Origin of the sequence: Magnetospirillum sulfuroxidans (assembly GCF_018224925.1) — a bacterium.
In the GTDB taxonomy this organism is placed as follows: Bacteria; Pseudomonadota; Alphaproteobacteria; order Rhodospirillales; family Magnetospirillaceae; genus Magnetospirillum; species Magnetospirillum sulfuroxidans.
This window is the reverse complement of the sequence record NZ_JAGTUF010000033.1, coordinates 1-14,557: the sequence shown is the minus strand read 5'-3', so window position 1 is coordinate 14,557 and position 14,557 is coordinate 1. Positions and strand designations below refer to the sequence as shown.

At 62.9% G+C, this 14,557-nt stretch carries 13 protein-coding genes and 1 pseudogene; 10 read left to right on the top strand and 4 right to left on the bottom strand.

All coding sequences use genetic code 11. The annotated features are described in order from the left end of the window. Positions 1-52 precede the first annotated feature (52 nt). The 3 genes from KEC16_RS19005 (at position 53) to KEC16_RS18995 (ending at position 4,623) form a co-directional block, all read left to right on the top strand. Entirely contained in the window at positions 53-1,789 is a 1,737-nt protein-coding gene (locus KEC16_RS19005; RefSeq protein ID WP_346344139.1) for a sensor histidine kinase, read from the top strand. After that, positions 1,786-2,430, top strand: coding sequence for a response regulator transcription factor (locus KEC16_RS19000; RefSeq protein WP_211551901.1), 645 nt, complete (start codon positions 1,786-1,788; stop codon positions 2,428-2,430). The genes KEC16_RS19005 and KEC16_RS19000 overlap by 4 nt, the downstream gene beginning before the upstream one ends. A gap of 114 nt (positions 2,431-2,544) precedes the next feature. Next, complete coding sequence (locus KEC16_RS18995; protein ID WP_211551900.1) at positions 2,545-4,623, top strand: c-type cytochrome; 2,079 nt, start codon at positions 2,545-2,547, stop codon at positions 4,621-4,623. A gap of 46 nt (positions 4,624-4,669) precedes the next feature. Here the strand turns inward: KEC16_RS18995 and KEC16_RS18990 are convergent, their stop codons facing one another. From KEC16_RS18990 to KEC16_RS18980, 3 genes are read right to left on the bottom strand one after another with little or no spacing between them, the layout of a single operon-like run. Then, positions 4,670-5,710 (bottom strand): CobW family GTP-binding protein, encoded by a 1,041-nt coding sequence (locus KEC16_RS18990; protein WP_211551899.1) that lies wholly within the window; start codon positions 5,708-5,710, stop codon positions 4,670-4,672. Beyond that, positions 5,710-6,105 carry a phosphoribosyl-AMP cyclohydrolase gene (hisI, locus tag KEC16_RS18985; RefSeq protein WP_211551898.1) on the bottom strand — a complete coding sequence of 132 codons (396 nt, stop codon included), beginning with the start codon at positions 6,103-6,105 and terminating at the stop codon, positions 5,710-5,712. Before hisI ends, KEC16_RS18990 begins: the two co-directional genes overlap by 1 nt. Before the next feature lie 24 nt (positions 6,106-6,129). Further along, positions 6,130-7,062 carry a zinc ABC transporter substrate-binding protein gene (locus tag KEC16_RS18980; protein WP_211551897.1) on the bottom strand — a complete coding sequence of 311 codons (933 nt, stop codon included), beginning with the start codon at positions 7,060-7,062 and terminating at the stop codon, positions 6,130-6,132. Positions 7,063-7,132: 70 nt separating this feature from the next. On the opposite strand from KEC16_RS18980, the gene KEC16_RS18975 reads away from it, so the two are divergent. The 3 genes from KEC16_RS18975 to KEC16_RS18965 are packed head-to-tail and all read left to right on the top strand — an operon-like array spanning position 7,133 to position 9,142. Further along, positions 7,133-7,600 (top strand): Fur family transcriptional regulator, encoded by a 468-nt coding sequence (locus tag KEC16_RS18975; RefSeq protein ID WP_211551896.1) that lies wholly within the window; start codon positions 7,133-7,135, stop codon positions 7,598-7,600. Further along, positions 7,597-8,370, top strand: coding sequence for a zinc ABC transporter ATP-binding protein ZnuC (znuC, locus tag KEC16_RS18970; RefSeq protein WP_211551895.1), 774 nt, complete (start codon positions 7,597-7,599; stop codon positions 8,368-8,370). Before KEC16_RS18975 ends, znuC begins: the two co-directional genes overlap by 4 nt. Further along, positions 8,363-9,142: an iron chelate uptake ABC transporter family permease subunit gene (locus KEC16_RS18965; RefSeq protein ID WP_211551894.1), complete on the top strand. Its 780-nt coding sequence runs from the start codon at positions 8,363-8,365 to the stop codon at positions 9,140-9,142. Before znuC ends, KEC16_RS18965 begins: the two co-directional genes overlap by 8 nt. Here KEC16_RS18965 and gph read toward each other — a convergent pair. After that, the gene (gph, locus tag KEC16_RS18960) at positions 9,129-9,788 is read right to left on the bottom strand and encodes a phosphoglycolate phosphatase (protein WP_211551893.1); all 660 of its coding nucleotides are present in this window, start codon (positions 9,786-9,788) and stop codon (positions 9,129-9,131) included. The genes KEC16_RS18965 and gph overlap by 14 nt on opposite strands. A gap of 151 nt (positions 9,789-9,939) precedes the next feature. Here gph and glmU point away from each other — a divergent pair, with 151 nt between their 5' ends. The 4 genes and pseudogenes from glmU to KEC16_RS18945 all read left to right on the top strand — a co-directional run. Continuing rightward, positions 9,940-11,244: a bifunctional UDP-N-acetylglucosamine diphosphorylase/glucosamine-1-phosphate N-acetyltransferase GlmU gene (gene glmU, locus KEC16_RS18955; protein ID WP_428846071.1), complete on the top strand. Its 1,305-nt coding sequence runs from the start codon at positions 9,940-9,942 to the stop codon at positions 11,242-11,244. 3 nt (positions 11,245-11,247) lie between these two features. Further along, positions 11,248-13,071: a glutamine--fructose-6-phosphate transaminase (isomerizing) gene (glmS, locus tag KEC16_RS18950; RefSeq protein ID WP_211551891.1), complete on the top strand. Its 1,824-nt coding sequence runs from the start codon at positions 11,248-11,250 to the stop codon at positions 13,069-13,071. Positions 13,072-13,210: 139 nt separating this feature from the next. After that, positions 13,211-13,711, top strand: a pseudogene (locus tag KEC16_RS20270) (TnsA endonuclease N-terminal domain-containing protein); the annotation flags it as partial. A gap of 16 nt (positions 13,712-13,727) precedes the next feature. Continuing rightward, the coding region (locus tag KEC16_RS18945) for a Mu transposase C-terminal domain-containing protein (protein ID WP_211551889.1) at positions 13,728-14,557 on the top strand (830 nt) is incomplete at its 3' end.

Sequence of the window (14,557 nt, the reverse complement as noted above, 5' to 3'; positions counted from 1 at the left end):
GCTGACGGCTTTCGCGTTTGCTGATATTGCACATTCCATGGTTGGAAAAATCGTGGGGGTCTTGGCCTCCCTGATCTTGCTGGGATCGGCTGTTTTCACCGCCGCCGCCGCGACCGAGGTGCGGGTGGGGGTGCTCGCCTATCGCGGGGCCGAACGGGCGGCGGCGGAATGGGATGCGTCGATCCGTCATCTCAACGCCACCATGGCCGGTTATGAATTCGTCGCCGTCCCTTATGATTTGGGCGGTTTGCGTCAGGCGGTGGCCGCCGGGGATGTGGATTTCATCATCACCAATCCTGGTCATTACGTCGAATTGGAAGCGGCCTTTCATGTCGCCCGCATCGCCACCTTGGAAACCGTCGGTGGCCCGCCCCCCGCCGCCGCCATCGCTTCGGCGGTGGTGGTGTTGGCGGACAGTCCGCTCAAGGATTTCAGCGATTTGAAAGGTCGGCGGGTGGCGGCGGTGGCGGCGGAAGCTTTCGGCGGCTTTCGCTTGGCGTGGCGGGAAATGGTCGCCCATGACATCAATCCGTTCCAGGATTTACAAGAGCTGTCATTTACCGGTTTCCCCATCGAACGGGTGACCCGCGCGGTGGCCGATGGTTCGGCCGATGCCGGGATCGTCCGCGCCTGCCTGTTGGAACAGATGGTGGCCGAAGGACAGGCGCGGCCGGGACAGTTTCGTGTCCTGGGCGGACGGTTGTCGGCGGATTTGGAATGCGAGATCAGCACCGCCTTGTACCCGGATTGGCCGTTCGCCCGCCTGCCGGCCATCCCTGCCGCCCTGGCCAAACGTGTCGGCATGGCGTTGCTGGCCATGCCGGCAAGCAGCGGTCAGGCCTGGACGGTTCCGGTGGATTACCAAGAGGTGCACGAACTGTTCCGGGCCTTGAAAATCGGTCCCTATGACTATTTGGGCCGGCGCAGTCTGGCTGAACTGGCCCGCGCCTATTGGCCGTGGTTGCTGGCCGTGGTGCTGGTGGCGGCATGGTGGGTGGCGCATGTGGTTCGGGTCGAGCATCTTGTCCGTCTGCGCACGGACGAATTGCGGGCCGCCGGCGAACGGGCGCGGCGTCAGCGCGAGGAATTGGAGCATGGCGCCCGCCTGGCCTTGCTGGGGGAAATGGTCTCGAGCCTGGCGCACGAGATCAATCAGCCGCTGGCCGCCATCCACAATTATGCCGGCGGCTGCGAGCGTCGGCTGGCCGCCGGCATTGATGCCGAAGGCGTGCGCGAAGGCGTGCGGCTGATCGCCGGCCAGGCGGAACGCGCCGCCGGCATCGTCAAGCGAATCCGGGCTTTCGTCCGCAAGCGCACCCCCGAGCAACGGCCGATGCCGATCAATGATTCGGTGATCGAAACCTTGAATCTGTTCGCCGCCATTGCCGCCAGCCGCGGCGTCGTGGTCGAGCCCCGGCTGGGGGAATCCTTGCCGGCGGTCCAGGCCGACCGCATCCAGATCGAACAGGTGATCTTGAACCTGTTGCAAAACGCCGCCGATGCCATGGCCGCCGTCGCCGTCCAGCGCAAGCTCGGCATCATGACCGAGATGGTGGGCGGGATGGTCCAGGTGGCGGTCAGCGATACCGGCATCGGCCTGTCGGAGGAAGCTCGTCAGCATCTGTTCGAACCTTTTTTCACCACCAAACCGGAAGGGCTGGGCTTGGGCTTGTCGCTATCGCGTTCGATCATCGAGGCCCATGGCGGCCGGCTCTGGGCCGAGGCCGCGCCCGGCGGCGGCGCTTGTTTCAAATTTTCCTTGCCGGCGCTCTCGGAGGTCTTGTCATGACATGCGGTGTTTGCGGCGCCGATACCCCGTGCACGCCGACCATCTTCGTCGTCGATGATGACGAAGCCATGCGCCATTCCCTGGTCTTCTTGCTGCAATCCCTGGGGCAGCCGGTTCAGGCCTTCGCCTCGGCCGAAAGCTTCCTGGCGGCCTGGGGCAAACGCCACGCCGGCTGTCTGGTCGCCGATGTGCGCATGCCCGGTATCAGCGGTCTGGAATTGCAGCGTGAATTGAACGAGCGCGGCGATTCCTTGGGGATCGTCTTCATTTCCGGTCATGGCGACATTCCCATGGTGGTGCGGGCCATGCGGGCCGGCGCCATCGCCTTTTTGGAAAAGCCGTTCAACGATCAGGTGCTGCTGGATCACGTGGCCGAGGCCTTGGCCCGCAGCGCCACTGAATGTGCCCGCAAGGCCGGCATCCGCTTTATCGCCGAGCGGGTGGAACGGCTGACCGGGCGCGAGCGGGCGGTGATGGAACTGGTGGCGGCGGGCAAACCCAACAAGGTGATTGCCCATGATCTGGATATTTCCATGAAGACGGTGGAAGTGCACCGCGCCCATGTCATGGAAAAAATGCAGGCCGGTTCGGTGGCTGAATTGACCCGGCTTTTGGTCCAAGCCGGTCTGTTGCCGGGCTGACTTAGGGAAAACCCTAAGATTGTGGGTGGTTTCCCCAATTTCGCCGCTGTGGGCCACGGCCCTAAACTGCTTCCATGTCCTTCCGTTTGGAAGGAAGGGGGTAAGGAGGTTGCCGTGAAGACGAAGATAACCATGGCGGCGCTGCTATTGCTGGCGGCGCCCGGATACGCTCAGGCGGAGTTTTCCCAAGATCAGATCGACAAAGGCCGCTATCTGGCCAAGGCCGGCAATTGTCTGGCCTGTCATAGCGCCGTGGGCAGCACTGACTTTGCCGGTGGCCTGCCCATGGAGACGCCCATCGGGACGGTTTATTCCACCAACATCACGCCCGACGTCAAAACCGGCATCGGCGCTTATACCTATGCCGATTTCTCCGCCGCCGTCCGCGACGGCGTCGCCAAGCAGGGGCACCGATTGTATCCGGCCATGCCCTATCCGTCCTATACCAAGGTCAGCGACGACGATATGCGGGCGCTGTACGCCTTTTTCATGAAGGCGGTGCCGGCGGTGGAAAAAGCCAACCGCGACAGCGATATTCCGTGGCCGCTCTCCATCCGCTGGCCGTTGGCGAGCTGGAATGCCCTCTATGTGGATTCCGGTCGCTTTCAGCCCACATCCGGCCAGGATGAGCAATGGAATCGCGGCGCTTATCTGGTGGAAGGCCTGGGGCATTGCGGCTCGTGCCATACGCCGCGCGGGCTGGGTTATCAGGAAAAGGCCACCCGTTTCGCCGATGGCGCCGATTTCCTGGCGGGCGCCAATATCGACGGCTGGCACGCCAAGGATTTGCGCGGCGGGACCGGCGCCGGCCTGGGACGCTGGAGTGAAGCCGACATCGTTCGCTTCCTCAAGACCGGCCGCACCGACAGCACCGCCGCTTTCGGCGGCATGGTCGAAGTCATCAGCCACAGCACCCAACATCTGGCCGATGCCGATTTATCGGCCATGGCCGTCTATCTGAAATCGCTGTCGCCGAGCAAGGGCAGCGACATGGCCATCGGCGCGACCGACACCACCTTCGCCGCCTTGAAGGCTGGCGATTACGCCAAACCCGGCGCCACCGCGTACATGGAATATTGCGCGTCGTGCCATCGTCCCGATGGTCATGGCGCGCCGCGCATCTATCCGTCTTTGGCCGCCAATTCCGCCATTCTGAGCGCCGATCCAACCTCGCTGATCCGAGTGACTTTGGATGGCGGTCACATGGCCTCGACCGGAGCCGAGCCCTTCGCCTTCGCCATGCCGGCCTTTGATCGTCTGAGCAATGGCGCGGTGGCCGAGATCTTGACCTTTGTTCGCTCGTCTTGGGGAAGTCAGGCCGGAACGGTCACCGCCAAGCAGGTGGACAAGGTCCGCGCCATTTCCGTCGCCGCCAAGGAACGCCTGGGCATCGCCCCGCTGGCCCTGGCCAAGCTGCCGGAAGGGGTTTTGCCCTTCAATCCGCCCGCCGATACCGCCATGCCGGTGGGAGAAAAGGGCGAGATGATCCGCCTGGGGCAACGCTTGCTGACCGATACCAAGCATTTGCTGCCCGATAATGTCGGCGCCGGCATGAATTGCACCAATTGCCACATGAATGGCGGCAAGGCCCCGGTGGGCGGCGCGTTCTATGGCTCGTCCCCGACTTTCCCGCAATTCAACGGCCGCGCCGGCCGTGAGGTCACTTTGAAGGAACGGGTCAATGGCTGCATGATGCGGTCGATGAACGGCAAGCCGTTAAAGCCGGATTCCAAGGAAATGACCGCCATTATCGCTTATTTCGATTGGCTGTCCGAAGGCATCCCCAAGGGGGCCAAGATCGCCGGGCGTGGGATTGGCAACCGTGATCTGAAACTTGTTCCCGATCCGGTCAACGGCAAGACGGTCTATGACGCCAAATGCGCCATCTGTCATGGTGATAACGGACAAGGGCTCAAGGATGCTCGGAACGAATTCATTTTCCCACCGCTGTGGGGGGACGAATCCTTCAATATCGGCGCCGGCATGGCCCGTACCTTCACCGCCGCCGCCTTTGTTCTCAACAACATGCCCATCGCCTGGGGAACCCATTGGCCGCTGGGCCAAGGCAAGGCGTTGAGCGAACAAGAGGCGGTGGACGTGTCCGAATACTTCACCCACCAGCCGCGCCCGGATTTCGCCGGCAAGGTGAATGATTGGGCCAACGGCAAGAAACCCCGCGACGCCAGATACTGAGTTTTCGGGGCAAGACAGCCCGGACCGGGAAACCGGTCCGGGTTTTTTATACGCCGGTTTCCTCGGCGATGCTGAGAACCCCGCCGAGCATGCGGGTGATGGCCTCGCGGCCGAAATCGCGGGTAATGAAGACGATGCGGGTCCGGTGATCGCCGTCGGGCCATTGGGGCAAGGCGGCGGGCGGGTGAAACACATGCTGGACGCCGTGGATCGCCAGCGGCTTGTCTTGGCCGATGGCATTGACGATGCCCTTGATGCGCAAGATGTTCTCACCCTTGTTGGAAATCAGCAGTTCCAGGGCGAAGGACAGCGCCGGCCAGCTGACCGGCTTGTCGGTGGTAAAGACGAAGGCGGCCACCCGGTCGTCATGGCGGTTGACGTCGTGATGATGGTGGTCGTGATCGTGGCCATGGTCGTCGGCATAGGCCTCGGCATTCAGCCATTTGCGCACGTCGGGGATTTTGTCTCGGTCGTTGAACAGGCCGGCATCCAGAATTTCCACCGGATCGATCTTGCCGTTATCGGCGCGCAGGATGGGGGCCGCCGGGTTTAACTGGCGCAGGCGGGCATGCAGCACCTCGACCGCCGCGTAATCGGCGATATCGGTCTTGGTCAGCACCAAGCGGTCGGCGATAGCCGCCTGTTTGACCGCTTCCTCGTGGTTGTCCAAGGTCCTGGCGCCGTTGACGGCGTCGACGGTGGTGACGATGCCGTCCAGGCGATAGCGGCTGGCCAGCAGCGGGTCGGTCATCAGCGTGTGGATGATCGGCGCCGGGTCGGCTAAGCCGGTGGTTTCGATGACGACGCGGGAAAATTCCGGCACCTCGCCCTTGACCCGCTTGAGGAACAAATCGCGCAGGGCGGTGACCATGTCGCCCCGGACCGTGCAGCACAGGCAACCGGAATTGAGCAAGATGATGTCTTCGGCCACATGCTGGACCAGCAGATGGTCAAGACCGATCTCGCCGAATTCATTGATCAGCACCGCCGTCTGGGCCAAGCCGGGATGGTCCAGCAGGTGATTGAGAAGAGTGGTCTTGCCGCTGCCCAGAAAGCCGGTCAGCACGGTGACGGGAAGGTTGTCCATTATTTGTACAATTCCTTGGGGTCGATCTTGACCGCTTCGACCTCGATCAGGTCCTGGCCACGGGCCGCGGTGTAAAAACAGGTGCGGCGGCCGGTGTGGCAGGCGACACCATCCTGGTCGACCTTGACCAGCAAGGTGTCGCCGTCGCAATCGATCAGCAATTCCTTGAGGCGCTGCTGCTGGCCCGAGGTTTCACCTTTGCGCCACAAGCCCTGGCGCGAGCGCGACCAGTAACACACGCGCCCGCTTTCCAGGGTTTCACGCACCGCCTCGGCGTTCATCCACGCCATCATCAGCACTTCGCCGCTGTCGAATTGCTGGGCGATAGCCGGGACCAAGCCATCTTGGTTGAAGTGGATGGCGGCAAGGGCGGCGGCGAATTGGCTCATGATCATCTCCGGGGCAAAGCTTCCTTGGTATTAAGGTGCCGACAGGCACTTGGTCAAGGAATCGGCCAGATTGGACAGCAACGCCGGATACAGATCCGGTCCGGGCGGCAGGCTAGAGCCTTGCGGATCAAGCATCCCGACCTTGGCTCCGGCCGATTTGGCCAGGGTTTCGACGATGGGGGCGGGGAATTGCGGTTCGCGGAACACGCAGCTCGCCTTGCTTTTTTGCAATTTTTCCTTCAGTGCCGCCAGCCGCTTGGCCGCGGGCGGACGGTCGGGATCAAGGGTGATCGACCCCGCCGCCGACAGGCCATAGCGGGCCTCGAAATACTGATAGGCGTCGTGGAAGACCACATAGGGGCGGCCGGCCAGTGGGGCCAAGCGTTGCTTTAATTCGGCGTCGAGGGCGGCCAGCTTGGTTCTGGCGGCATCGGCGTTGCGGTGATAGGTCACGGCATTGGCCGGATCCATTTCGGCCAATGTCTCGGCCAGCGCGGTGACCATGACCTGAGCATTGGCGGTATCCAGCCACAGATGTCCGTCCAGTTCATCGTGGTGGTCATGGCCATGGGCGTCATGGTCATGGCCATGATGGTGGCCGTCCCAAACACCGCCTTCGCGCGGTTGGAAAACGGTCATGCCGGGCAGGTCGGCCATGGCCAGCACATTGATTTTGCCGCCGCGTGCCTTCAGCGGCTTGGCCAGGAAGGTCTCGTAGCCGGTATCGATGATCACCGCCACCTGGGCCTGTTCCAGCACCCGCATGTCCGACGGTTTCAGCGCATAGCCGTGTTCCGAGGCGGTGCCGCTGACCAGCAAGGCCGGCTGCCCCACCCCTTCCATGACCATGGCGGCAAGGGAATGCAGCGGCTGAATCGATGCCACCACCTTGGGCACTTCCGCCTGGGCGGCGGCGACAGGCAGGGCCAACAATGGCACGCATAGCGCCAGGGACTTCCACATGGAATTGCTCCGTGCAATGATGGGTCAAGAACCGGACGTTATAATATAACATTAAGCCATGGCAAGCCCGATGAATTTCCCTCCGCCTCATCATGATCACCACCGTTGCATCGCCCAGGCCCTGGCCGCCGCCGAAGAGGAATGCCGCCGCCGTGGCGCCCGCCTGACCGATATCCGCCGCCGGGTGTTGGAACTGGTCTGGCGCAGCCACGCCCCCATCGGCGCCTATGCGCTGTTGGAAGCTTTGGGCAAGGCGGCGCCGCCGACGGTGTACCGGGCGTTGGATTTTTTGTTGGCGCATGGTCTCATTCATCGCATCGAAAAGCTGAACGCCTTTGTCGGCTGTGCCCATCCCGGTCATGCGCAAGCCGGCCAATTTCTGTTGTGTCGGCAATGCGGCGCCGCCACCGAGCTTAACGATGACGATATCGAGCAAGCGGTGCGCGATGCCGCCGGCCGCATGGGGTTCGTCGTCACCGCCCTGACGGTGGAAGCCGAGGGATTGTGCCCGTCCTGTCGGGCGGGGGAAGGGGGATGACGGCATTGATCCATCTCGACAAGGTGTCGGTTCGCTATGGCGCCCAAACGGCCTTGGCGGCGGTCAGCCTGAATGTCGAGGCCGGCAAGATCATCACCGTCATCGGCCCCAACGGCGCCGGCAAATCAACCTTGATCAAGGTGGCGTTGGGATTGCTGCCCCCCGACAGCGGCACGGTAAGCCGTCGCCCCGGTTTGATTGTCGGCTATGTCCCGCAGCGTTTGAACATTCCCGCCGCCTTGCCGCTGTCGGTGCGGCGCTTTCTCGCCATGGCGGCGGCCAAGGGCGATTGGCCGGCGGCCTTGGGCCGTGTCGGCGCCGGCCATGTCCTGCATCGGCAGATGCTGGAATTGTCGGGCGGCGAATTGCAGCGGGTGATGCTGGCCCGCGCCTTGTTGCGTCAGCCTGATCTGCTGGTGCTGGACGAACCGGTGGGGGGCGTCGATATGACCGGTCAGGCGGAAATCTATGATCTGATCGCCGCCGTGGCCCGCGACGAGGGGCGCGGCGTGCTGCTGGTCAGCCATGATCTGCATGTGGTCATGGCCGCCACCGACGAGGTGGTCTGCCTCAATCGTCACGTCTGCTGCGCCGGCCACCCGGAAGCGGTATCGCGGCACCCGGAATATCTGGCCCTGTTCGGGCCGCGCGTCGCCGCCTCGCTGGCGGTTTATACCCATGTGCACGACCATGCCCATCTGGCCGATGGCAGGGTCGAGCACGTCCACGGTCCGCATTGCGATCATGGGGGAGGCTGCGCGCATGGATGAGTTCCTGACCCGCGCCCTTGTCGCCGGGCTGGGATTGGCGTTGGCCGCCGGCCCCTTCGGCTGTTTCGTCGTCTGGCGGCGCATGGCCTATTTCGGCGACACCTTGGCCCATTCCGCCTTGTTGGGCGTGGTCTTCGGCATGCTGACCGGCATCGAGCCCAGCTTGGGCATCGTGCTGCTGGCCGTGGTGCTGGCGGTGGTCCTCAGTCTAAGCCAGGGGCAGAAGCGGCTGGCCTCGGACACTGTTTTGGGCATCGTCGCCCATGGGGCCTTGGCCACCGGCTTGGTGGCGTTGTCATTGCTGCAAAGCGTGCGCGTCAATCTGATGGGCTGGTTGTTGGGCGACATCTTGGCGGTGGGCTGGACCGACGTGGCGGTGATCTGGGCGGGCGGGGGCTTGGCGCTGCTGGCGTTGTGGCGGCTGTGGCCGACCCTGTTGGCGATGAGCGTCGACGAGGATTTGGCCGCCGCCGAGGGCCACAATGTCGCCCGTGCCCGGCTGGTTCTGATGCTGCTGGTGGCCCTGGTGGTCGCCGGAGCGATGAAGGTGGTCGGCGTGCTGCTGGTGACCGCCTTGTTGATCATCCCCGCCGCCGCCGCCCGTTCCTTGGCCCGGACGCCGGAACAAATGGCCGTCTGGGCGGCGCTTTTGGGCATGGCGGCGGTGATCAGCGGTCTGGGCGGCTCGTGGCGCTTCGACACGCCGTCGGGGCCAAGCGTGGTGGTGGCGGCGGTGGTGCTGTTCGGGCTGGTTCAGCTCAACCGGCGATGACCCGCTTGAGCATGGCGAAATCGTCGACGACCAGATCGGCCCCCAATTCGTGCGGCGGCACGCGGGAATAGCCGAAGCTCAACACCACCACCGGGACGTTGGCGCCCTTGGCGGCCAGGACGTCGTTGATGGAATCGCCGATCATCACCGCTTCTTCGTGATGGACGCCCAAGCGGTCGAGCACGGCATTGATGTGGGCGGGGTTGGGTTTCAGCGCCGGAGTGTCGTCGCCGCCGACCACCACGGCGAAGAAATGATCCAGGCCCAAGGCCGCGAGTATCTCGTGGGTCGCCTTGGTCGGCTTGTTGGTGCACACCGCCAGGATCAGGCCCTTGGCGCGCAGATATTCCAGTGTTTCGATGACGCCGGGCCAGGGCTTGGTCTGGTCGGCGGCATGGGGCTCGTAATGGGTCAGGAATTGCTGCAAGACCGGTTCCACCGGGGGGGCCGCCAAACCGTGAGCGGCAAAGGCGCGAGTCACCAGCGTGCTGGCGCCGTCGCCGACCATCGGGGCGATCTGTGCCGTGGTCAGCGGCGGCAGGCCATGATCGGCCAAGGTCTTGTTGATCGCCGTCGTCAGGTCTGGCAACGAATCGATCAAAGTGCCGTCCAAATCGAAAATTGCCGCCCGTTTGACCCGGTTCATTGAAATCTTCCGCAATAAAGATTGACTAGCTCAGAGGAGGCCTTTGTGGCACTTTCCGGCATCTCCCGCAACTGCTTGGGTATTGATCGCTTTGGACCAGGGCAAATCCGAACTCGCCGTTATCGTCCTTGCCGCCGGCATGGGCACGCGCATGAAATCCGACCTGCCCAAGGTCATGCATCCGTTGGCCGGGCGGCCGATGATCCAGCATCTGATGAATACCGTGGCGGGCTTGACCCCGGACAAAGTGGTGGTGGTGGTCGGCCCCGGCATGGACGTGGTGGCCGCCGCCGTGGCCCCGGCCCAGACCGTGGTGCAAAGGGAACGGCTGGGAACGGGGCACGCGGTGATGCAGGCGCGCGAGGCGCTCAAGGATTTTACCGGCGATGTGCTGGTGCTGTACGGCGACACGCCGTTGATCACCCGGGATACGCTGGACCGCATGCTGGCCGAGCGGCGCAATGGCGACAAGAATCCATCGGTGGTGGTCTTGGGCTTCAAGCCCGATGATCCGGGGCATTACGGCCGTCTGGTGGTCGGTGCCGAGGGTCTTAAGGCGATCGTTGAATTCAAGGACGCCAATCACGATCAGCGCGAAATCCCGCTGTGCAATTCCGGCGTCATGGCCTTTGATGGCGCCCGCATGTGGGGCTTGCTGGACCGTGTCGGCAACGACAACGCCAAGGGCGAATATTATCTGACCGACGTGGTTGGCTTGGCGCGGGGCGATGGCGCCAATTGTTCATTCGTGCTGGGCGATCCGCAAGAATTGCTGGGGGTCAATTCCCGCGTCGAGCTGGCCGGGGCCGAGACCATCGTGCAGGCGCATCTGCGCGAGGAGGCCATGGAAAATGGCGCGACCCTGATTGATCCGGCCAGCGTGTGGTTTTCCTGGGATACCCGGCTGGGCCGCGATGTGGTGGTGTGGCCGCATGTGGTGTTCGGCCCCGGCGTGACCGTTGGCGATCATGTGGAGATCAAGGGGTTCTGCCATTTTGAAGGCTGCTCCATCGCCCATGGCGCCGATGTCGGTCCTTATGCCCGGCTGCGGCCCGGTGCCGAAATCGGCGCCAAGGCCCATATCGGCAATTTCGTCGAGATCAAGAAATCGGTGCTGGACGAAGGCGCCAAGGTCAATCACCTGTCCTATATCGGCGATGCTCATGTGGGGGCGGCGGCCAATGTGGGGGCGGGGACCATCACCTGCAATTACGACGGCTTTGCCAAATCGCGGACCGAAATCGGGGCCGGGGCTTTCATCGGCTCTAATTCCTCGCTGGTGGCGCCGGTCAAGGTCGGCGCGCGGGCGATGATCGGCGCCGGCTCGGTGATTACCAAGGAAGTCTCGGATGGGGCCTTGGCGGTTGGCCGTGGCGCTCAGATGGAAGTGGCCGGCTGGGCTGATCGCTTCCGTGCCGCCAAGGCGGCGGATAAGGCGAAGAAGCAAGGGAACTGATCCATGTGTGGCATCGTCGGCATTATCGGCAAGGCTTTGGTCGCTCCTCATTTGGTCGAGGGGCTGAAGCGGCTGGAATATCGCGGCTATGATTCGGCCGGCATCGCCACTTTGGTTGACGGCAAGATTGAACGTCGCCGCGCCGAAGGTAAGCTGGTCAATTTGGAACATCTGCTGGCGGCGCAGCCCTTGGGCGGCATCATCGGCATTGGCCATACCCGGTGGGCCACCCATGGCGTGCCGACCGAACGCAACGCCCACCCCCACGCCACCGCGCGGGTGGCGGTGGTCCATAACGGCATCATCGAGAATTACGCCGACCTCAAGGCGGAGCTGACCGCCTGCGGTCATGTTTTTGAAAGCGACACCGACACCGAGGCGGTGGCGCAGCTGATTGATTTCTATCTGCGCCAAGGCAAGACGCCGGAAGATGCCACCGCCGCCGCCTTGAAGCGGCTGCACGGCGCGTTTGCCCTTGGCATCATCTTCGCCGATCATCCCGGCTTGCTGATCGCGGCGCGTGAAGGCAGCCCGTTGGCCATCGGCTATGGCGACGGCGAGATGTTTTTGGGCTCCGATGCTCTGGCGTTGGCCCCCTTGACGCAAAAAATCAGCTATCTGGCCGATGGCGATTGGGCGGTGCTGACGCCCACCAGCGCGGTGGTGCGTGATCGCGCCGACCAGGTGGTCAAGCGCGAGGTGCGATTGACCCAATTGTCCGGCGCCTTGATCGGGAAAGGCCAGCATCGCCATTTCATGGTCAAGGAAATCTACGAGCAGCCGCAGGTGATCGGCGACACCTTGAACACCATGCTTAATCCGGCCAGCCGCACCATCACCTTGCCGGAACTGCCGTTTGATCTGGCCACCATCAAGCGGGTGACCATTGTCGCCTGCGGCACTTCTTATTACGCTGGCATGGTCACCAAATATTGGATTGAACAACTGGCGCGCATCCCGGTGGATGTGGAAATCGCCTCGGAATTCCGCTATCGCCAGCCGGTGCTGGTGGCCGGCGACATGGCGGTGTTCATCTCCCAATCGGGTGAAACCGCCGACACCTTGGCGGCATTGCGGTATTGCCGCGATGCGGGCCTGCACACCGTGGCCTTGGTCAATGTGGCCGAAAGCACCATTGCCCGCGAAGCCACCACCGCCCTGTTAACCCAGGCGGGGCCGGAAATCGGCGTCGCCTCGACCAAGGCTTTCACCACCCAATTGGTGGTGCTGGCCTGTTTGGCCATGGGCATCGCCCGCGCCAATGGCCGGCTTACCCCCGAACAAGAAGCACATCTGTCCCAGGCCCTGGCCGAAGTGCCGGCGCGCATCGCCGAAATGCTGCGTGATGAAGACAAGATCCGGGTCATCGCCGAAGACGTCGCCCAGGCCCGCGATGTGCTCTATCTCGGGCGGGGTCCGTGCTACCCCATCGCCCTTGAAGGGGCGTTGAAGTTAAAGGAAGTCAGCTATATCCACGCCGAAGGCTACGCGGCCGGCGAACTTAAGCACGGCCCCATCGCCCTGATCGACGATCACGTCCCGGTGGTGGTGCTGTGCCCGTCGGACGAGCTGTACGACAAGACCGCCTCTAATGTCCAAGAAGTCATCGCCCGTGGCGCCAAAGTCCTGTTCATCTCGGACGCCGAGGGCCTGTCCAAATTGGCGGTGGCGCCGATGGCGTCGTTCACCATGCCCATGGTCGATCCTTTCGTCGCCCCCATTCTCTACGCCGTTCCCGTCCAATTGCTGGCCTACCACGTCGCCTTGGCCCGTGGCACCGACGTGGATCAGCCGCGCAACCTGGCCAAATCGGTGACGGTGGAGTAGGGAGCTGTGGCCGTTTTGGGGGTTGTATCCGGTGACGAAATAGTTTCATACTCGACGAAATAGTCTCATACCGGACGAAATAGTTTCATACTGAATCACCTTGTCCTGAGGCTCTCCACGGGCGTAGGCTTTCCCGTGGATGGGCCGACAGGCCAGAGGTCCGCCCACGGCGCGACGGAAATATTCCGTGGATGAAGCGTTGATCGCCCGCTACCTGAAGGAAGGTCGCGGGACAGGTCTCGGCGCCGATTACAAACCCTGGCTCAAAATCTACGATGTCCCTTCCTTGGGCCGCTCGCACCGTCTGCGAGGCATCAAGACCGGCCGGGTTCATCATTTCCTCTCCGACATCGAAGTCAGTCTTTTCTACCTGCTCGACTGGCACGACGCGGTTCTCGATATCCGTGAGCAATTTCCGCTGGATCGCGAGGAAACCCAAGCCATTGCCGAGCGGGCGGGGATCAAGTATCCGGTCGATAGTCAAACGCGGGTGCCGCTGGTTCAGACCACGGACTTCCTGGTGGACTATGTCGTGGCCGGTGAGCATCGGCGGATAGCCTATGCGGTCAAACCGGTTGAAGCATTGTCCGAAAAGCGCAAGGCCGAGCTGCTGGAACTGGAGCGGCTGTATTGGTTAGCGCGAGGCATTCAGCCGGATGATCGCCGGGCTTTATATCGGTTTGGAAGGACCGTCTTGGGTGGGGGCGATGATGGCCTTGGCCAATGCAGCCGAGCCCAAGGTCGAATACTGCCGACGCTTCGGGATCGAGATCGAGGAAGCCGACTGGCCGTGCGACGCCATGCCCGACCGGTTGCTCGGCGACCGTGGCGAAATGGCCGGGGCCATGGTGGAAACGCTGATCAAGACCTTGCGGGTCAACGTTGAAAACGCCGCCCCGTACCGGGCGGACTGGAAGGGGATCGTCGAGCAGCGCTTCAACATGATCCCGGCGAAGTTCAAAGCCTATGTTCCTGGCTATGTCGCCCCTGACTTCGGTGAACGCGGTGCCCGCGACTACCGGCTGGACGGTAAGCTGAATCTGGCCGATTTCACGGAAATCTTCATCCGCTGCGTCCTCTATTACAACAACCATCACGTCCTGAAGGACTACCGGCGAACCCCAGAAATGATCGCCGACGAGGCCCCACCCGTGCCGATCGAGTTGTGGCACTGGGGCATCGTCAATCGCAGCGGTTTCCTGCGGTCCATTCCATCCGAGATCGTCCGGCTGGCCCTGATGCCCAGTGACGACGCCACGGTGACGGCCAAGGGAATTCGCTTCTGGGGTTGCTTCTACAGCTGCGCCAAGGCGCTGGAGGAACATTGGTTCGAACGAGCCCGCCAGAAGGGCAATTGGAAAGTTCGCGTTTCCTATGATCCGCGTCTGATGGACGACATCTACGTACAGGATGGACTTGCCCGGAAAGAGTGGAGAGCGTTTCTCTGTCTATGCAGCTTCGGCCTCGAAGCGGCACGGGCTTTTAT